18 protein-coding genes are annotated in these 20351 nt (G+C 34.0%); 13 read left to right on the forward strand and 5 right to left on the reverse strand.

Annotation, left to right across the window (positions count from 1 at the left end; genetic code table 11):
* The first annotated feature begins 205 nt into the window (after window positions 1-205).
* Entirely contained in the window at window positions 206-478 is a 273-nt protein-coding gene (locus CES88_RS15270) for a hypothetical protein (protein WP_290736372.1), read from the forward strand.
* Between the two features lie 260 nt (window positions 479-738).
* On the opposite strand, the gene CES88_RS15275 is transcribed toward CES88_RS15270, so the two are convergent.
* Complete coding sequence (locus tag CES88_RS15275) at window positions 739-1476, reverse strand: hypothetical protein (RefSeq protein ID WP_290736375.1); 738 nt, start codon at window positions 1474-1476, stop codon at window positions 739-741.
* Window positions 1477-1537: 61 nt separating this feature from the next.
* Window positions 1538-2335 carry a hypothetical protein gene (locus CES88_RS15280; protein ID WP_290736377.1) on the reverse strand — a complete coding sequence of 266 codons (798 nt, stop codon included), beginning with the start codon at window positions 2333-2335 and terminating at the stop codon, window positions 1538-1540.
* 369 nt (window positions 2336-2704) lie between these two features.
* Here CES88_RS15280 and CES88_RS15285 point away from each other — a divergent pair, with 369 nt between their 5' ends.
* The 11 genes from CES88_RS15285 (at window position 2705) to CES88_RS15335 (ending at window position 15796) form a co-directional block, all read left to right on the forward strand.
* Complete coding sequence (locus tag CES88_RS15285) at window positions 2705-3403, forward strand: hypothetical protein (RefSeq protein ID WP_290736380.1); 699 nt, start codon at window positions 2705-2707, stop codon at window positions 3401-3403.
* A gap of 211 nt (window positions 3404-3614) precedes the next feature.
* Window positions 3615-4043: a hypothetical protein gene (locus tag CES88_RS15290; RefSeq protein WP_290736383.1), complete on the forward strand. Its 429-nt coding sequence runs from the start codon at window positions 3615-3617 to the stop codon at window positions 4041-4043.
* Between the two features lie 22 nt (window positions 4044-4065).
* Complete coding sequence (locus CES88_RS15295; protein WP_290736386.1) at window positions 4066-4683, forward strand: type II TA system antitoxin MqsA family protein; 618 nt, start codon at window positions 4066-4068, stop codon at window positions 4681-4683.
* Window positions 4683-5126, forward strand: a complete 444-nt coding sequence (locus CES88_RS15300) for a hypothetical protein (RefSeq protein WP_290736388.1) — start codon at window positions 4683-4685, stop codon at window positions 5124-5126. The genes CES88_RS15295 and CES88_RS15300 overlap by 1 nt, the downstream gene beginning before the upstream one ends.
* Before the next feature lie 846 nt (window positions 5127-5972).
* Window positions 5973-6164 (forward strand): helix-turn-helix domain-containing protein, encoded by a 192-nt coding sequence (locus CES88_RS15305; protein ID WP_290736391.1) that lies wholly within the window; start codon window positions 5973-5975, stop codon window positions 6162-6164.
* 17 nt (window positions 6165-6181) lie between these two features.
* The gene (locus CES88_RS15310) at window positions 6182-8977 is read left to right on the forward strand and encodes a type I restriction-modification system subunit M (protein WP_290736394.1); all 2796 of its coding nucleotides are present in this window, start codon (window positions 6182-6184) and stop codon (window positions 8975-8977) included.
* Window positions 8968-10206 carry a restriction endonuclease subunit S gene (locus tag CES88_RS15315; RefSeq protein WP_290736397.1) on the forward strand — a complete coding sequence of 413 codons (1239 nt, stop codon included), beginning with the start codon at window positions 8968-8970 and terminating at the stop codon, window positions 10204-10206. Before CES88_RS15310 ends, CES88_RS15315 begins: the two co-directional genes overlap by 10 nt.
* A gap of 2 nt (window positions 10207-10208) precedes the next feature.
* Window positions 10209-13250, forward strand: coding sequence for an HsdR family type I site-specific deoxyribonuclease (locus CES88_RS15320; RefSeq protein WP_290736400.1), 3042 nt, complete (start codon window positions 10209-10211; stop codon window positions 13248-13250).
* Entirely contained in the window at window positions 13250-13954 is a 705-nt protein-coding gene (locus CES88_RS15325; RefSeq protein ID WP_290736403.1) for a SprT family zinc-dependent metalloprotease, read from the forward strand. The genes CES88_RS15320 and CES88_RS15325 overlap by 1 nt, the downstream gene beginning before the upstream one ends.
* A 9-nt stretch (window positions 13955-13963) precedes the next feature.
* Window positions 13964-14899 carry an endonuclease NucS domain-containing protein gene (locus CES88_RS15330; RefSeq protein ID WP_290736406.1) on the forward strand — a complete coding sequence of 312 codons (936 nt, stop codon included), beginning with the start codon at window positions 13964-13966 and terminating at the stop codon, window positions 14897-14899.
* A gap of 9 nt (window positions 14900-14908) precedes the next feature.
* The gene (locus CES88_RS15335) at window positions 14909-15796 is read left to right on the forward strand and encodes a hypothetical protein (protein WP_290736409.1); all 888 of its coding nucleotides are present in this window, start codon (window positions 14909-14911) and stop codon (window positions 15794-15796) included.
* Window positions 15797-16108: 312 nt separating this feature from the next.
* Here the strand turns inward: CES88_RS15335 and CES88_RS15340 are convergent, their stop codons facing one another.
* Both CES88_RS15340 and CES88_RS16680 read right to left on the reverse strand, forming a co-directional pair.
* Window positions 16109-17254: a hypothetical protein gene (locus CES88_RS15340; RefSeq protein ID WP_290736411.1), complete on the reverse strand. Its 1146-nt coding sequence runs from the start codon at window positions 17252-17254 to the stop codon at window positions 16109-16111.
* 336 nt (window positions 17255-17590) lie between these two features.
* Window positions 17591-17833, reverse strand: a complete 243-nt coding sequence (locus CES88_RS16680) for an HNH endonuclease signature motif containing protein (protein WP_365993359.1) — start codon at window positions 17831-17833, stop codon at window positions 17591-17593.
* A gap of 192 nt (window positions 17834-18025) precedes the next feature.
* On the opposite strand from CES88_RS16680, the gene CES88_RS15345 reads away from it, so the two are divergent.
* Window positions 18026-18817 (forward strand): hypothetical protein, encoded by a 792-nt coding sequence (locus tag CES88_RS15345; protein ID WP_290736414.1) that lies wholly within the window; start codon window positions 18026-18028, stop codon window positions 18815-18817.
* A gap of 28 nt (window positions 18818-18845) precedes the next feature.
* Here the strand turns inward: CES88_RS15345 and CES88_RS15350 are convergent, their stop codons facing one another.
* Window positions 18846-20285, reverse strand: coding sequence for a cupin domain-containing protein (locus CES88_RS15350; RefSeq protein ID WP_290736417.1), 1440 nt, complete (start codon window positions 20283-20285; stop codon window positions 18846-18848).
* Window positions 20286-20351: the final 66 nt, after the last annotated feature.

Genomic DNA, 20351 nt, shown 5'->3' on the forward strand with positions numbered 1-20351 from the left:
ATTGTGTCCTTTTCTCATGTCGACGTAGTCGTTGAAAATATAAATGGGATATTTAGGATCAAAAATCATGACTGGACAATAATGAAGGAGATGTTATCTGACTATCCGTGGCAGACGCCCAACTTACACTGTTAATGCACTAGGGTTAAGTCATAATCCGACTCCAAGCGAGCTTATTCAGTTACGTGCATCAGGTATTAATAGCATGATTCAACTTTCAAATGGAAAGATATTAGCCCCTATGGGGGGAGGGATAACTACAGCAGTAACAAGTTCAAAAGCCATGCAAGAGGCAATTCATGTCTTAAATTGTATAAATTTAGCAGAGACTGCAATTGATAATAACATTTCCAAAATTTATTCCTCGCTCTTATCGAATAGTAAATTAGATATTGAGTTAAGCCAGATTGATTTTAATTCTAGAATTGTATGTATAAAGAATAAAAAGAACTCTAAACAAGCTTGTATCAATTTTTAATGCATATTTAAAAGTTGTATAAATATTTTATTAATATTAAAATGATTTTGCTCTAGCGTTACACTAAAGAGTAGTGATTCAGTTTAAGGGCCGTGGCTATTTTGGCTACACACGACTAACGAAACTTAATGATTATAAGACGTTGGTTGTGTTACCGGCACCTCCACCAATCACAAGCAAGTATTTAAAATTAAAGGGAAACTTCGGTTTCCCTTTTTTGATTGTGGCAGGAATGTGGCAAAATTACAAACGCAGAAATGTTAGGGAGTATATAAAACAACTATGTCTTTCAGGTTTGGAAATTTTTCAATAAGAGTCTCTGGTGATGTCGTATGAATTTTAGTCAAAGTTAAGCTAAGTGCATCTAGATTTATTTTGCCTTTATTGAAGTGTGTTTCCATTTCAAAATTAGCAAAATTACTTTCAATATGAACAAATCGGTACTCATCTTCTTTCCAATACTTTTTACTTTTTTTAAAAACAATTTCATCAGTGATATGCTTGATTAGAATTTTTTCAAATTTTTCTTTTTTTTCTTTTATTGTAGAAAAAAAGTTATGATATTTCTTATCTAGCGGCCTACTTCTACTCGCATAGATAGGCTGATAAAATTTGTTACTGATATAGTTTAAAACATTCAGCTTCTTAGATGTGACATACTCTACATGACGAGAAGCTATATCTGACTTTTTATTAATATTAAACTCATACTCTAGGCAAATACCATTGTTGTTTGCAAATTCTAACCAGCAGTAGGCACTATTTTTTGATTTTGATAAACATAGAGTTCTGGTATTGTTAAAAAGATTTTCGTAAGCAGATTGAAAGTCTTTTTTCATCACATTTAAAATGTAGCTAAGACTGTTCCATGTCACTATATATTCTGATTTATCATTTACGTTTGAAATTTCTTTTAAAGTTGAAAAATATAATGCATCCTCAGATAATGAGTCAGACCAATATTCATTATCAAATGTGATATATTTGTATAGCATCATTTAATTATCCTTCTAAAAGTGTTCGTTTCGGTAAAGATATAAATAAAGTTTTTTAATTTTTTTAACTGTTAGGGAATTTATTCTTTGAAATATATTCTACTTCAGCTATTTTAAACCAATCGTTAACCATTGTTTTATGTCTTATTGATGTTTGTTTTTGACTTATATTCTGTGTTGAGGATTTTTGATCGAGATATGTTTGATAGTTTTCTAAGAGAAATATAATTTCTTTCTCTGTGAAGGTGGCTGTATTAACCTTTGATGCAATGGATTCTTTACTTTCGTCGGTAAAGAAGTAACTAACCGCTGTGAAAACCTCTATATATACAAGTTCTCGAAGTGATCTATGTCCCCATTGAAGCATAACTATACAGTCTATTGATAAAGCATTTAATTTAATTTCTTGTACATGTACATTGTCATCTAATAGATCATTGTAAAGATTATTCAGGTACTCCCACTTTTCTTTGAATTTATTCCTCTCTTTCCAGAACAGAGTTGAGAAAGCAGAAAAGTAAGCAAAATAAAAAGTGATAAAATGAATGTAATCTAACTTTTTAATTAGAGAATTTGAATTAGGAACCTCTCCACAGACAAGTAGCATTGTTAAGGTCGAAGAAATAATAATTATAATAGTAAAAAAACTTACTATATAAATAGAACGAAAGAAAATAATGTTTGAACTCGGATTATTTTTAAAATTACATGTATTTGCCCAACAGAAAGTGTCGAAAAAACTAGTGAAACTTCCTGCACTATCATTCTTTAAAACTATTCTTAATTTATCACTTAAATATTTATTAAATAAAAATGAATTGAGGATTCTAAATAGAATCATTCCAAGAATAAAAGGGGTCATTAGTTTTAGAGGTAGAACTATATTATCAAAAGGAATTATAGTATTCACCGTAGGGCATAGAAATAATATAATTGAAACAAGAATAAGTATTAATATTACCAATGTTTATTCCTTTTTATAAGTATATCAATTTTAATTTATCGGAATATTGCTTTAAAAATTAACCTTCTCTGCTAGGAGAAGGTTAGTTTTTAAATAAAACTTACAACCTCAGCCGCTTCTATCAAGAATTCTTTAGATTGGAGTTTTTCGTATCTTTCTGAATAATTACTTTCGCAATGAATGCGTTAGAATGGAAAAAATATCTATTCATATAAAAATATGATTATCAGTTATATAATATTCTCTGTAGATTAATCAAGGATACTTATGAATTTAAAGAAGATTTCTATTTTTACTTTTTTTGCTATTATAACATCGTGTGGCCTGATCAAAAAAACTACAGTAAAGCAGCATTCACTTGAGGAGTTTATACACTTATCTTCTGCTCATCGTTGTCAAGAAGTTACAACGGAAAAAAAAATGATTTCTGTGCTGACATCTACAAAAAGAAAAGAAATTATTCCATACTTCAAAAAAGCAGAAAAGCTTGGAGCAAATTATTTTATCCAGAATGCTAAGAATAAGAGAAATAGAATTGATTTGAGTACTTATAAATGTAATTTTGAAAATAAAGAGTTAGTTGCTGGAGCAGATTCTGTTTATCTTTTTAGTAGTGACCATATTATTGTAAATTGTAAAATAGTTAAATCTATAAGCGATTCTTTTTATCATGATGATTATAAATACATACACAACCACTATCGTAATTTAGGAGTTAAGAGTGGAGGGAATGTTATAAATCTTGAGAGTACAGCTTCTGGGAAGTTTGTTTTAGGCATATATAGTTGTAACCCAAAAAGTCTTGCTCAGTCCAAAATCGATATTAGAAAAGAATATAGAGAAAAAGAGGCAAACTGGCTTAAGTTTCGAGAGAATGAAATCAATCATGTTAATAGTCTAAATGTTACTTCTGCATTGAGGGATATTTCTTATAGCATTAATAAGCTGAACTATAACGGGTATTGAGTAGGTGCATTTTGTTTATATGTTGATTTTATTAAAGTGAAGGTTGACCGAAAGTTGTTTAGTTATATTAATAATTACTTTACAGGTGTGAATGAGATATCAGTCTCTTATGAGCTAAGTCTCAGTTAGAGAGTGGTAATAGTTGACAGAAATTGTATAAAATGTTGTAAAAAGTGCAATATTGCACTATTCTGACCAGAATGGATATAATATGAATGAAGCTTATGGCTGGTTATTTGCAAAATGGCTTCCCTCACACGGTGCAGAGAAGATAGTCTGTCAGGATAGTATTACTATGCTTATAGATTATTTTAAAAAAGTTGGAGGTTATGAGTGTAGCCCTAATATTAAGCTTTTGAACTCTCTGGATACCTTGTTTGATTTGATGAAGTTTAGCTTAAGTGAAGAGGAGTTAATTGAAAAGGCAGGGGTGCAGTTGAATGAACATAGACAACTTTGGGAAACGCATTTAGATCAGTCTCATAATAAGGTGTTTGAAATGCCTCTTGTGATGAATGAAAGTGAACAAGAAGCTCGGTATTTTAAAGTAATAATTGCTTTAAAACTACTCACTGTTGAAGAGCTAGAGTCTATGGAAGAAATAAGTGTAAGTTTTCATGAGCTTAGAAAAGAAAAATGAGAATAAAGATGGGAGAGGAATTATGAAATGCCCAATATGTAATAGTGGAAAGATAGTAAGTCAAAAAGAGTCATTTACTACACCTTATAAAGCTAGTAATGGAGATGATCTTGTTGTGCCAAATGTTTTAGTTCAGTCATGTAAAGATTGTGAGGAAACTTGGATTGAAGCTGCGGAAAGCAAGAGAGTTGGAAAGTGGATTGCAAAAGAAAGGTTTACTCCATTATCAAGAGAAGAAATAAAAAGATTAAGAGAGTCGCTCCCTGTAGGGACTAAGACCGAGTTGGCTGAGTTGTTATGCCTAAATGAGAAGGCCTTCGTTAAGTGGGAGAAGGGCTATAATGAGCCGAATAAGGCAAATGATTTATTACTAAGGCTTATTGCAAGAAGTAGGGACAATTTTGACTTTGTAAAAAGTCTTCATAAGAAAAATTTTAAATTTGATGCTAGTGACTACTTTTGGTTACAGGTGAATGAAGAGGAGAGTGATATCTCTAGCGCTGATTATTTATCATATAGTTACAGTAGTGTTGAGGGAACATTTTTGTCTGTAGACTCTCGCGTGCAAGTCGACTCTGTATATGATGACTATTCTGTTGAATCTAGTGAGTCTGACTTTAAGCAACCGAAGGCTGCATAATGAGTGAAGCTGTTATAGGTTATAAATTGAATGATATTCTTTTTTCGAGAATTGTTGGTCATTTTGAGAACTATGAGCCTGTAAAATTTAAAATTAGTTATTTCATTTCAGCTGAAATAGAGTCAGATGATTGTATCTCATTAAAAATGGGAATACAGTTGGCTCCTGAAGATTTTTCTCCAGGTTCTAAGGTTTCTCAGATGATTCTTGTTGAGTGTATTGGAGTCTTTAAAACTAAAGGTGGAGAAATTCCTAAGATGAGTTTTGTTGAGGAATTTAATTTAGCACCAAATATGTTAGCAACTCTTTATCCTTTTTTAAGAGAAAAGGTTCACTATTTATTTTCCGCGAATAGGGTAAATTACTTTTTAGATTCATTTAATATTATTAACTTTCTTAATAATAATAAAGAAAAATTTAAAGTAGAAGATAAGAGAAAGTAGAAGTAGTCGATTTAAAATATGGCGGGTCGCTACTTTTTAAGGACCCGTCACTACATAACTATTTTTATCTTGAATGAGGGGGCAACTTTGTGGCAGGGGTCTTTGAGCTAGTACTTTTTTACCCCTGTTAATTCACCTTACATACTCCACCACGTCTTTTGTGGCAGAAATGTGGCAAGACGCAAAATTACTCCCTAATTTCAAATATTGTGGACAATAGCTAGCAACAAACCCAAGTTTGTTAAGTTAATAAAAGTATTATGTTTTATTGTATTTTATGTATGTGTACTTACATCTGGTGGAGTTGGTAGAAATAGCACCTCCGCCGTCCCGCCACCTCCACCATGCATAACAGCATGGTGGGGTACACCACCCACTAGTAGAAAATCTTTTTAATTGCGGGCCCTTAGAAACAATCTATAAAATTTTTGATATTTGGTAACTCATTGGAACTAAGTGGAAATCAGTGCTCGTGAATATTTTTGTAATTGATGGGTGTAATAAGCTGATTCGCTGATTACAAACTTAGGCTTTTCTTTCCCATCGATTTTTTTCAGAAATTTTTCCTGATTTTATATACTCTTCGTAGTCGTCTACCATATTGGAAAGAAATGAAGACTATGCAATATTATATGAGAATGGCTGGGGTAGATATTATGGGTATTACAGATGAATTACTCCTTCATAATCCCTATGAAAGTAGAGGAGAGATACTAAACTCTAGCTAAAAGGTCGGATAAAGAGATTCAAGATATTCTTTTAACTAGTAGTCATTGCTTGTCATAAGGCATAATCACTGTCACAATTTTAACTGCTTACAACCTCAAATTATGTGGAGTCGAGTTGATGGAACAACCGGAAAGATGGCTGTCAGTGATGGAAATCGCTGAGCATCTAGGCATTTCTAAAGAGACCGTTTACCGCTGGCTTGATAAGGGAAAGATTCCTTCAAACAAAGTCGGCAAACAATGGAAATTCAAAATTAGTGAAGTAGATGAATGGGTCAAGTCCGGTGGGGCTGTAGATAATAACGATTAGTCGAATAGGGAAAATATATGGCAATTAAGAAGAGTGATTTATATCAAAGGATTTGGGCAAGTTGTGATGCTCTAAGAGGTGGAATGGATGCTAGTCAATATAAAGACTATGTCCTAACGATGTTATTCATTAAGTATGTTTCTGATAAAGCTAAAGGAGATAAGTTTCCTGAGATTAAGGTGCCTAAAGGTGCAAGCTTTGATGACATGCTAGAGTTTAGAAATAAGTCAGACATTGGCGACCTAATAAATAAGAAAGTTATTGGGAAAATAGATAAAGAAAATGAGTTAGGTGGTATTTTAATTAAAGTTGATTTTAACAATCCTGAGTTACTTGGAACAGGCAAGGAGATGGTTGATAGACTGACTGAGCTTGTTAATATCTTCCATAGTGATGACTTAGACTTTTCAAAAAATAAAGCTGATGGTGATGATGTATTAGGTGATGCTTATGAATACCTAATGAAGCACTTTGCCACACAGAGTGGTAAGAGTAAGGGGCAGTTCTATACACCTTCAGAAGTCAGTAGAATTCTTGCAAAAGTAATTGGTGTCACACCTAAAAATGTTAAGGCCAATACAACTGTATATGACCCGACATGTGGTTCTGGTTCTCTTCTTTTAAAAGTAGCAGCTGAAACCAATAATAAAGTAACTTTGTACGGGCAAGAAAAGGATGTTTCTACAGCTGGTCTGGCAAAGATGAATATGGTTCTCCATCAAAATGCAGTGGCTCTAAAAAACATTATGTATGGAAACACTCTTTCAGACCCAAAACATAAAACTAATGGAGAGTTAACACAATTCGACTATGTTGTGGCCAATCCTCCTTTTTCAGATAAAGTTTGGTCAACAGGTTTAACTCCAAGTTCTGATGAGCATGGAAGATTTCAAGACTTTGGTTGTCCTCCAGATAAGAATGGAGATTATGCTTATCTTCTTCATATCCTTCGTTCCTTAAAATCAAAAGGTAAGGGAGCCGTTATTCTTCCTCATGGAGTCTTATTTAGAGGTAATGCGGAAGAAGATATAAGAGAGAACCTTGTTAAAAGAGGCTATATAAAGGCCATTATTGGTCTTCCAGCAAACCTTTTCTTTGGAACTGGTATTCCCGCTTGTATCATCGTTTTAGATAAAGAAGATGCAGACAAGCGTGAAGGTATCTTTATGATTGATGCCGGAAAGGGATTTGTTAAGGACGGTAACAAGAATAAGCTTCAAGAAAAAGACATTCATAAGATTGTTGATGCCTATCAGAAGAAAGAAGATATTCCAGGTTTCTCTAGATTCGTAGAAAACAAAGAAATTGAAGAGAATGAGTATAACTTAAATATACCTAGGTTTATTGAATCAACTGATGAGGAAATTAAGCAGGATATTGAAGCACACCTTCTTGGAGGTATTCCTACTCGTGATGTTAATCAGTTCGAAGACTTCTGGAAGGAATGTCCTGGTATCAAGAAAGAACTCTTTGCGAAGTCAGCAAGGGAAGGCTATTACGATTTAAAAATTGATAAGAATCAGATTAGACAAACGATTTTTGAACATATTGAATTTAAAGAGTTTTCATCCAAATCTCATGCTTCTTTTGAAAAATGGATTGAGCAGTCTAAGAAAAAGCTTGAGAAGTTTAAAGAGGGAGAGCACCCAAAAGAGTTAATCTTCGAAATCTCAGAGGAGTTGCTTGAAGCATTTCCTAAAGAAGGTTTGATTAATAAATACAACGTGTATCAAAGCCTGATGACCTATTGGGAAGAAGAAATGCAAGATGATGTTTATGCAATTTCAGCAGATTCATGGAAGGTGGCCCAGGAGTTTAAAAGATTAAAAACAGATAAAGGAAAAGAGAAGAAAGGTATTGATGGTATTGAAGGAATAATAATTCCGCCAATGTTGCTGGCCAAAGTTAAGCTTGGCGATTTAGTTAGCCAAGTTGATGAAAAATCGGAGGAACTTGAAAAGCTTAATCAAGAAATGCTTGAAGTCATCTCTGAAAACTCAGGGGATGAAGCAATTTTCGATGATATTGATGAAGGAAAAGTTCCGGGAGCAAAGTATTTCAAGTCTAAGCTTGATGAAGTGAAGCTCATTGTATTCTCAACACTATTTAAAGATAAATCTAATAAACTAGAAGCAATCAAAAATGAGAAACAAGAATTGTTAGATGAGATTGTTGAACTAGACTCGAATGATGCGAATGGAGAAGGCTACCTTGATGACAAGGTTAGAAATAAGAAAGGTGTTCTCTCTATTTCAAGTGTCGGAAAGCTTGTTAAGTCTGAGTATGAAGTTACAGGCAAGGCCCAATTAGATGGTAGTTGGGTAAAAAGCAAGAAGGATAAGCTATTCTATTCACTAATTACTAAGAATAATGAAATTAAGGATTTAGACAAAGAGTTTAAAGCAATTGTAAGTGAAATGAGTGAATCATTCACTAAGATGAGTGACGTTTCAGGTGAAGAAGTTGATAACTTGAAGATAGTTGAAGATTTGTGCTCTGAGAAATCTCGCTATGATGAACTTAAGAAAGAAAAAGATGGGCTAGAAAATACACTCGAAACTAGAATTCAAGAAGAATATCCCAAGCTTTCAGAGAGAGACATTAAGCTTATTGTTATCGAAAAGAAATGGTTAGAGTTTTTATCTGAGCAATTCGAAGGTGAAATTGAAAAAGTTAGTTATGAGCTAGATGAAGGTATTCAGTCTTTAGTTGAGAGGTATGAATCAACTTTGCCAAGCTTGCTTGAATCAGTAGGTAGTCTTGAAAAGTCTGTTTTTTCGGATTTAGAATCTATGGGGTTTTCATGGAAATAGCCAATAATTGGAAGGAGCTTACATTATCTTCAGTTGCTACATTAAAAGCTAGGATTGGTTGGCAAGCACTCAGGAAAGATGAATATTTAAGAAGAGGAGAATTTACCTTAGTTACTGGCACAGATTTCAAGGATGGATTTGTAAATTGGAAAAGTTGCTCTTATGTTGATAAGGCTAGATTCTCTATGGATAAGAATATTCAGCTGAAAGAGAATGATGTTCTTGTTACAAAAGATGGTACGATAGGTAAGGTTGCAATTGTTAGAGGAATAAACAAACCTGCGACATTAAATAGTGGTGTTTTCGTAATCAGGTCCACTTCAAAAGATTTGTCACAGGAGTATTTGTATTTAATATTTAAAAGTCCATACTTCAAATCATACCTTAGCCGTATTACAGCTGGCTCAACAATTACACATTTATATCAAAAAGATTTTGTGTACTTTAACTTTCCAGTCCCTGACATCCATGAGCAAAAACGATTTGTTTCGGTGTTTAGCAATATTGATAATTTGATACATAAAACGACTAAAATCTTAGAAAAAAAGAAAAACATCAAACAAGGTCTAATGCAGGAACTCTTAACTGGAAAAAGACGTCTTCCTGAGTTTACTAAAAATTGGGATGGGAAATATAAGAAGACTGATGTGGGTAATATCCCAATCGATTGGGATATAAATTGTCTCAAGAGTTTCTGTACATTCTTTAACGGCCAGGCCCATGAGAAGTTTATAGATAAAATGGGTAAATACAAACTTATAAATTCAAAGTTTATATCAACAGAGGGTGGTGTTTATAAAAATACGAATACTTGTATTCAGCCATTAAGTAAAGGTGATGTCGTAATTGTGATGAGTGATATACCGAATGGGAAAGCACTTGCTAAAACTTTCTTTGTTGAAAGTGATGAGAAGTACACTTTGAACCAGCGAATTGGTGGAATACGGGCTCGCGGTTGTTTTGATAAGTTTTTGTATTATATCTTAAATAGAAATAGTTATTATTTATCTTTCGATAGCGGAACTGGCCAAACAAATTTAAGAAAGGAAAATGTTCTAGAATGTCCTATTGTCTTGCCAGAAAAAATTGAAGAGCAAAAAGCAATTTGTGCAGTTCTAGATGAAGCCAATTTGGAGATAGCTACATTGTCAAAAAAACTTGGGAAATATAAAAAAATCAAAGATGGAATGATGCAAACACTCCTTACTGGAGAGATAAGGTTAGTATAATCATGGAAGAAACAAAAGACATTGGAGAGTTGGAAAGAGAAACTCAGGATAGAGTTGTTAAGCTTTTTAAGAATGAGCTTGATTTTGAGTATCTTGGTGACTGGCAAGATAGACCTAATAATAGCAATATTGAAGAAGAATACCTTCGTAAATACCTAGAATCTACTGGTGAATATTCAGAGAACTTAATTAAGAGAACTATTGATAAGCTCAAGAAGCTGGCTGAAGTTCATGGTGATGATTTATATGAAGTAAATAAAGCCTTTCATCAACTTCTTACTCATGGTGTGGATATAAAAGAAGATGCCAGTAGTCCATCTGAGAAAGTTCACATTATTAATTGGAATGAGCCCCTTACAAACCATTTTGCTATTGCAGAAGAAGTTACTCTCATTGAAGCAGAGAATAAGAGACCAGATATCGTTTTATATGTAAATGGTATCGCATTAGGTGTTTTGGAACTTAAAAGAGGATGTGTATCAATTGATGAGGGAGTGAGGCAAAGTATTACCAATCAAGATGGTAAGTTTATCAAATCTTTCTTTTCTACGATTCAATTCATCTTTGCGGGAAATAATTCAGAAGGTCTGAAGTATGGTGCTATTGGAACTCCTGAGAAGTATTATCTGAGCTGGAAAGAAGATATTGATGATGTATCAAGACTTAGACTTGATAAGTATCTACTTAAGATGTGTAACAAAGAACGATTCCTCGAGTTCATTAGAGATTTTGCTTTGTTTGATGGAGGAACAAAGAAACTTCCTAGACCTCACCAGTATTTTGGTGTTAAGGCAGCTCAAGAGAATGTTAGAGAGCAAGAAGGTGGGGTTATTTGGCACACCCAAGGAAGTGGTAAATCCATTACCATGGTTCTCCTTGCCAAGTGGATATTAAGGAATAATCACAATGCTAGAGTTCTTGTCATAACAGATAGAACTGAGCTTGATGAGCAGATTGAGAAAGTTTTCAAAAGGGCCGGTGAAAAGAAGATATATAAAACCTCTAGTGGAAAAGACTTAATGCACCAGCTATCCCAGCCAAGTCCATCCTTATTATGTTCTCTAGTACATAAATTTGGAACTTCAAAAGGTGAGAAGAAAAAAGAGAAAGAATATTACGATAAATTCATTGAAGAATTAAAGAAAAACCCTCCGAAAGTACAGGGAGATGTATTTGTCTTTGTTGATGAATGCCATAGAACTCAAAGTGGCCGCCTGAATGATGTAATGAAGGCCATTCTTGGGGATGCAACCTTTATTGGCTTCACAGGTACTCCATTACTGAAACAAAATAAAGCCACTACAAAAAGTATCTTTGGTGATTATATACATACTTATAAGTTTGACGAGGCAGTAGAGGATAAGATTGTCTTAGACCTTTGTTATGAAGCTAGGGATGTTGACCAAGAAATATATGCTAAGGATAAAGTTGATAAGTATTTTGAAGTTAAAACAAAGAACTTAAACAACTATCAAAGAAGTCTTTTGAAGCAAAAATGGGCAACTATGCAAAGGCTTCACAGTTCCCGTTCACGCCATGAGAAAATTGTTAAAGACATTGTGTTTGATTTTGATGTTAAGCAACGCTTAAGCTCAGGGCGTGGAAATGCAATGCTTGTTGCTAGTAGTATCTATGAGGCTACAAAGTATTATGATGAGTTTGAGAAAACGCCACTAAAAGGTAAATGTGCCGTAATTACTTCTTATCAACCAAGTAAGAAAGACTTAAAGAATGAAGATACTGGAGCAAATACAGAAACAGAGAAAACATATCTATTTAATAAGTACACTGAGATTCTAGATGGTAAGAAGACCAGTAAGTATGAAAGTGAGATGAAAGAGAAGTTCATTGAAAAACCAAGTGAAATGAGGCTTCTTATTGTCGTAGATAAACTTCTTACTGGATTTGATGCACCATCTTGCTCTTATCTATATATTGATAAATCAATGCAAGACCATGGGCTATTTCAAGCAATTTGTCGTGTAAATAGACTTGATACTGATGATAAAGACTATGGTTTTATCGTAGACTTTAGAGACCTATTTAATAGCGTTAAAGGTGCGATTAAGGTTTATACTTCTGAAGTCGATGAAGAATGTGGTGATGGGCCTTCTATTCATGAAAGACTTGAGAAGGCCAAGAAACGATTAGATGAGGCTCTTGAGAAAGCAAAGCTTCTCTGTGAAGGTGTCGAGCCTCCCAAAAGTGCTCTTGAGTACCAATTATACTTTTGTGGTAATCCTGACGACCCTAAAGAACTTAAGGCAACAGAAGTCAGAAGGATATATCTATATAAAGCAGTAACGGCACTCACAAGAGCATATAGTTCAATTTCGGGTGAGTTATTAGATGCTGGTTACTCAATAGAAGAAATTAAAGAGATTGAAGATGATGTTAATTTCTTCTTAAAACTCAAAAACGAAATTAAGAGAGCAAGTGGTGAGACTCTTGACTTGAAGAGTTATGAAGCTGATATGAGGCATCTGATGGATAACTATATCGAGGCTAAGGAGCCAGAAGTTATATCTCCTTTCAGTGATATGTCTCTTTTGACTCTAATTAAGAAATTAGGGATTAAGGAAGCATTGGAGCAATATGGTGAAAAGCGAGCGAATGCAGCTTCTACAGTTCTAAGGAATGTAAGAAAGAAACTAGTCGATGATATGGCTTTGGACCAGTCTTTCTATGAAAAGATGTCTAAAATTCTTGATGAGCTAGTTCAAAAACGAAAAGAAGATGCAATTACTTATGAAGCTTATTTACAAAAACTAGCAGATATTGCAAGTACTGTTGAAGATGGCCGTGAGGACGATGTTCCAAGTGAAATAAAGTCTAAAGGACAAGTTGCCCTATATAACAATCTAAATAATGACGTAGAACTTGCACTTAAAATTGATTCAACTGTGAAATCAACAGCTCCTCATAAATGGAGGGGAAATGTTGCAGCTGAGCAAAAAGTAATGAAGGCCATCTGGGAAGTTGTCCAAGATGATGAATTGCTTGAAAAGGTTTTCGGGATTATTAAAGCAAATGAAGAGTATTAATGAGTGAAATTATCAAGCTTGGAGAAATTGAAGTCCAAGTAACATTTAAAAAGATTAAGAATATCCATCTAAGTGTTATGCCACCCAATGGAGATGTAACAGTATCTGCTCCAGAGAGAATAGATTTAGATATGATTAGAATGTACTGCATCTCAAGGCTAGGGTGGATAAAGAAAGAGAGAAAACCTTTTTTAGAGCAAGAAAGAGAGACTCCAAGAGAATTTATCTACAATGAATCTCATTATCTTTTTGGTAGAAGATATAAGCTTGATATTATTGAGGCGTATTCTGATGTTCCGTATATCGTTAAACATAGCCAAATTGTTTTATATGTAAAGAAGAACTCTACTCTTGAAGACAGACAGAAGGTCATGGAGGCTTGTTATCGTATTGAACTAAAAAGAGTTCTCGATGAGCTTGTTGATAAATGGAAGTCTATCATTGGTGTGGAATTACATGAGTACAAGATTAAGAAAATGAGTACAAAGTGGGGGTCTTGTAATCAGAAAGATAAAAGACTTTGGTTTAGCTTAGAGTTGGCCAAGAAGCCTGTAGAGTGTGTTGAGTATGTTGTGGCTCATGAGTTGATTCATCTAATTGAAAGAAGTCATAATAATAGGTTTTTTGAACTATTAGATAAACACTTTCCAAGATGGGCCAAGTATAAAGATGAATTGAATGAACTACCACTTGGTAATTTATAAGGAATATATATGAGCGATAAAAGATATTTTAGAGTTATGCTCGGAAGAGGAAGTGCCTTTTCTGAACTTTGCTATAAAGAGAACTTCATAGGAACCGATTTTGGAATTGAGCAAGACCTAAAAAATGAACTTCCTGAAAATTGGAGAGATTTTAACAAAAAGTATATTCCCGTATTTATGAAAAATAGGCCAGATAAGTCTAAAGTAGCAGCAGGCTTAGCTTGTGGTGCTCTTTGGACAGTTTCAAAAGGTATAAGTGAAGGAGATATTGTTCTTTCACCTAAAGGTGATGGCCAATACCTTGTAGGTGAAGTTATTGGAGAATATTTCTGGAAGGAAAATGAGGAATTACCTCATAGAAGAAATATAAAGTGGTACCCAGAGACAATCTCACGGTCTGATATGAGTCAAGAACTTAAGAATTCGTCTGGTTCAATTAGTACAACATGTAACCTAACAAAGTATCAGGTTGAACTTGAACAGTTATTAAAGGGAAATAGCCCCGCAAAGATAATAACAACAGATGAAACGATTGAAGACCCGACTACCTTTGTTATGGAGAAACACTTAGAGGACTTCCTTGTTCGAAATTGGTCTCAAACTGAGTTAGGTAAAGATTATGATATTTTTGAAGAAGAAGGGGAGTTAATAGGGCAACAACTCCAAACAGATACTGGACCTTTAGATATACTAGCTATCAGTAAAGACAAGAAAGAACTTCTCGTAATTGAACTTAAAAAAGGCCGTGCTAGTGATTCAGTAGTTGGTCAAGTCCAGAGATATATGGGTTATGTAATGGAAGAATTGGCAGATGAGGGACAATCAGTGAGAGGTATTATCATTGCACTAGATGACGACCTTAGGATTAAGAGAGCGTTGTCAGTAACAAATAATATAGAGTTTTATCGGTACCAGGTAAGCTTTAACCTACAGAAGTCAGAATAAGGAATACTTATGCCTACAATCCCAAAAAATGAAGCACATGAACAATTAAAGAAACATTTAGAAGAAGTGTTTGAGAACTTTAAAATATTTTTGGAAACAGCTCCTTTGTATAAAAAAGTTAAAACTCATGTACCTGCTAGTTTTAATAATTTCAATTTTAAGCCATTACAGCTAATTTGTAAGGATTGTGGTAAAGAGACGACTCATACTTATCAACAAGACTTATCTCAAGTTACTTTAACTCCTCGAGTAAAAACGAGAGGGGGAGGAACGCAATCAAATATCAAAGAAACAGAGGGACAAACTCTAAAGTTTACATATAAGTGCCAACTTTGTTCTAACGACTTTTATCACTTTCAAATATCTTTCGATAATAAAGTTATGTATAAGTCAGGGCAAGAGCCTGGTTTAGGCATTAATCTTTCAAAAGGGATAGAAGATAAATTGGGAGTTGAGTTATCATCATTGTATAAAAAAGGAAAAATGTGCGAAGCGAACGGACTAGGAATCGCATCTATGGCTTATTATCGTAGAGTTGTAGAAGATAAGGTTAAGGACTTGTTAGAGGAAATTAAAGACTATGTACCTGAAGAACAAAAAGAGGAATATATAAAAGAGATTGAGTCAGTAAAGAGTCTTCATAACTTTGATGAAAAGGCTGATACTATATATGAGGCAATGCCCACGATTTTAAAACCTGAAGGAGAAAACCTTTTAAAACTATTATTTAGTACAGTAAGTGAAAACCTTCATTCAAAGACAGATGATGAGTGCTTAGACATAGCTGAAGAGGCTAGCTCATTACTAGAAATTGTAATTGAAAAATTAAATTATGAAGCAAAAACGAAAGATGCTCTTGGTAAAATTAAAAGAAACATAGATAAAAGAAGGAAATGAAAAAAATGTAGTACTTTGTAGTGTGCTGCACTTCTGAATATGAATTAAATCAAATAGATAAGCTACCCTTCACCACCTCCACCAAATGATTACTAAAAAAGCTCCCTTTGAGGAGCTTTTTTTATTCCAGTAAAATTAAACAGTTATCAAGAGAGTTTCTTCTCGGTCATCTTCTTTATCACTCTAAATCACATGAAATCACGGCAGTCGTAGTTACTTTGTAATGACCAAAGTAGTGAGCTACGTAGAGAAGTCTCGTTGAAACAAGGAGAGTATGATACTTATTCAAGGCTTTTTTTTAATTTAACCTTCTTATGCTGCATGAAGGTTCTCTACTAAGTCTTGGTAGTAATAGTCAAATAAGCTACCAACTTGATCAACGCATACTTTTCCATCATTAAGTCTTTTGTAGAAGTCAGACTGTAGTATTAGTTTTGTGTTTTCTTCTCGCAGCATCGGAGCATTTTCATCACTCACAAGACCTAATGATATTAATTTCTCATCCCTGGAGTCATCTTCGTATAATCTATTAAATGCTTTCATCGTATGTGTTGTGAAGAGCTCGCTGAAGCTTTTATGTGCCCAAAGGTCCACATGTAGAAGGTCTATACAGAGACTTACCGATCGAAGCTCAATACTATTTCTGCTCACTTTATCATTTGATATATCTTTAATTATATCATTATAGCTATCTAGGCATCCTTTATATTGGCTACCTTTTCTAGTGTATAATTGCCATGACATTAATCCAATGAATCCAACGATACCCGTCATAAGAGCTAGTAGTCTCGCAGCTTTAGTCTCAATGATTTCTTTTTTGATACGTATTGTATTTATTCTAGTATTAATACTTGTTGCTATTGATCGATTTACATTACTCTTATTTTCCTTGACTAAGACTATTTCTGTATTGAGTTTACTGTTATCAAATACTGAAACATATTCTGCCTTAAGCTCTTCCCCCAAGTAGTCTAGATTTTCATATCCACCAAAGAATAGACTAAAATTTAGTAAACAGAAAAGAACGGAGTGTGTAATGATTGCATAAGATGTTCTGAAAAAAATAATATCCCACTTTGGATGATTTCTAAAAGTTGAAAGCTTCATGAAAAAAGTTTTATTGATAAAATGGTTTACTGTTTTTACAAATGAATGAGTTATTTTATAAGTGGATTTAATGTGATAACGATTTGTAAAATATCTGAAAATGAACTCGATAAGGCCTGTCATAAGGTATAGTGATGCCAGTCCAGTTAAAGAGAATGGATATGGGTTATTTTGATTTAGGTTTCCTCGATATAGGTCGTATCCAAGCTTGGTGATAAGAAAGACTGGAATAGTTAAGTAAACTAGCCCAAAAATGAATTCATACTTCTTAGTTCTAAGTAGGACAGGAGAGTGAATGCATCCAATCATTCTTTGCCCATTTGATTTAATTTCAAATTTATAATCACCCACGACATTTTCCTTTGTTATGTATATTGAAGAATTATAAAGGAAGAACTAGATATGTTTTAAACGGTTTAGATAACTTATTGGAATCTACATATATAATGTTTTTATATTAAGAAACCTTGATTAACTGCTGCCCAATATTATAGGTATTTAAGTGATTTGTTTTTAACCTATATAGTTCAGGAATGTTAAACAAACCTCTTTATCTAAAAAGTCCGAATGGTATTTTTAGAAAATATTCAAAAAATCTAGATTTAGATTTTAAAATAAAGATAAATGATTCGAAAAATATTTTTCAAGATACCGAGCAGATGGAATGAGAACTTAACTTCTTTAATACTATTTTTTTTCTTTTGATATTGAAAGGATCTTATCACTCTTTTTAGAGTTACAGCTCTTGCAAGATGGGAGCATATTCCAGAACTCATCTCTTTTAGCATATTTCCAAGGGTAGACGTGATCAATTGTATTCGCTTCTTTTTCACAGTAGCTACACTTCTTAATTCCTAAATCTTCTTTGTATATCTTTAAGAACTTATTAAGCGGTCCTCTCTCATTCTTTGCTTCTTCAAGATACTTAATTCCTTTTGAAAGTTAAATACTGCTAAATCATGCCCTAGAGGGGCGACTTGTTGTAAGGAGAGACTTTGGAAAACAGTCGGTTAGTAGGCTTCTCGATCTTGCTTAATGTAAATAATTTAGACTAAGTGATAATTTAGTTAAAAATTCTTTATTTATGATATTTGCTATTTATAAATTATATAAAGGTGAACGATGAATAAACTCATATGCTCAATACTTATTTACTCTATTGCAAATCTTTCAGTACTTTCATGTGGTGTAAATGAAGTGGAAATATTTGAAAGCAATTCTCAGGAATCGATCGGTAATAGTGTTATTTCAATGAATGAATTCTTTAGAATAACGAGTATTGCTGAAGAATTATTTGTCGAAAAGGCTAAGGCCCATCAAATAGATTTAAGCCTTGATACCTATTGGGATAAGCCCATCGTGAATGCTCATACTTTAGTTCTTGGAAGTAGTGTGACGATCAGTATTTATGGTGGATTAGTTAATTTAACATCTCTAAGTTCAAGAGGGTTTGCAGTGGCACTTTGTCACGAGTTAGGACATGCTCTTGGTGGAGCTCCTTACTTTGGAGACTTTAATAATACTGTTGAAGGTGGAGCCGATTATTATAGCTCAAATGATTGTCTAAAAGAGCTACTTCCTGCATTACAATTACCTACTTTGCAGAATGTCTCCGAAGAGGTTTCTATGATTTGTTCGCAGGATAAGGACCGAGACACTTGCGAAGGAGTTTTAACGGGAGGACTTGATCTAATGAATGTACTATCTTCTCTCTTATCAAATGAAAGTATCGCTTTGAGCTATAAGACTCCTGACTTATCAGTCTCGGAGTCTACACTAAGGTCATATCCAAGCTACCAATGTCGAGTTGATACATTGCTTAGAGGGTATTTCAATATCTCTAAACCGGCCTGTTGGTTTAATAAGAACGATCTTTCAAATGAAAGAGATAATAGTGGTGTTATAAGCATATAGTTTGTATTTTGAAATGAGGGGAAACCCCTCATTGTAATAGCTCGCCAATACGATGAATAAAGAGGTTCATAATTGACCAGCTTTCTTTTTGCAACTCAAAATAGCGCTCGTATTTGTAGTCCGGTTCGTCCTTAAGGAGTTCAACTCCCATTTCATCATGTCCTTCATCGGCATGCATATGGGAGTGGATATGCTCACTCTTTTTTTGCAGAATATTTGCAAAGTGTGAGTAGAATATATGGGCGCATTTCTCAAGAACCATTTGTACCATGATGATGCGCTCACTATTGTCTAGAAGGTAATTTCTTTGCACAAACCAAGCACAACTTGATTCTAGAATAGGGTCCCAGATTTTTTCTCGCTTACGTTCCTTGGCAAGGCTTTTGTCATGGCCGAGTTCTTCAAGAAAATGTTCCATAAAGACTTTCCCATGAGCTTTTGAATCACAAAGTCCTACTCTCAGGTACATCAACCTTTGAAAATGATCGCTCATTACTTGTAGGCAATCGAGTAGGATGTTTTGCTTTTCAATCGAGTCGATATTCATTTTAAATGTGTGATTATTACTAAAGAAATCTTCTGCAATCTGATTATTTCTTTGAATAAGTTGATCAAACTTACTTAGAAACTTTACTCTAGGCGATTCTTGACTTTCATAAAGTCCAGTAGGATTAAACTGTACTGATAGTGCCCAGAATGATTGATCAGCTTCTGTTTTAAAGCCATGATTAGCACTTTCAGGAACAAAGACAATATCACCTTTTTTTAGAGGGAAATCCTTATCAGCAGCAAAACTACCTTCTCCTTCAGTAAGAATAATCATACTATCTTCTTGATGACGATGAGGCGCAAGACTTTGACCATTTTCAAGTTTAACCCAAGCGCAAGAGAAGTTGCTTGGAAATAATTTGCTTAAAAGATTATTACTAGAGAAGTTTTTTAAAGTTCCAAGGTCATGGCGAATGCCGTTCACTACCGCCTCATGAATGCTAGGAAGCTCATCTCGTGCAATAATTTGAAGTTGTCTCTGTTCTAGAGGCACGGATTCACGATCAAAGTATGTGGTTTCAGGATTTTCTTCCGACTCAAAAATTGCAGTTTCTTGAAATTGAATTGAAAGCGCTTTAAATCCGTTTTCACCTTTTCCAATAAAGCCGTGTAAGTTCCACTCTGGGATATACACCACGTCTCCTGCCTTAATATCCACATGGCTATCGCCTGTACTGCGTCCTTGGCCTTCAGTTATGATTAGGACGCTGGCGCATGGGTGATAGTGCTCTTTTAATGATTCTCCTGACTTTAGTGCACTCCAACTAATAGAAATATCTTCAGGAATATGCTTCTTTAAATAAGGGTGAGATTTAAAGTTTCGAACTTCTCCAAGCTGTGTGATTTCCCCTTCAAGTGTAATCTCTGTCAGACAAGCTAGCTCTTGTCGATTAATAGTTTGGATAGCAGTTTGATTCATATTTTTCTCCCGTTTAATTATCATTGATTGAAAGACTAACAAACTGATAAACTTGCGCATAATTCA

This window comes from Halobacteriovorax sp. JY17 (assembly GCF_002753895.1).
Classification (GTDB): domain Bacteria; phylum Bdellovibrionota; class Bacteriovoracia; order Bacteriovoracales; family Bacteriovoracaceae; genus Halobacteriovorax.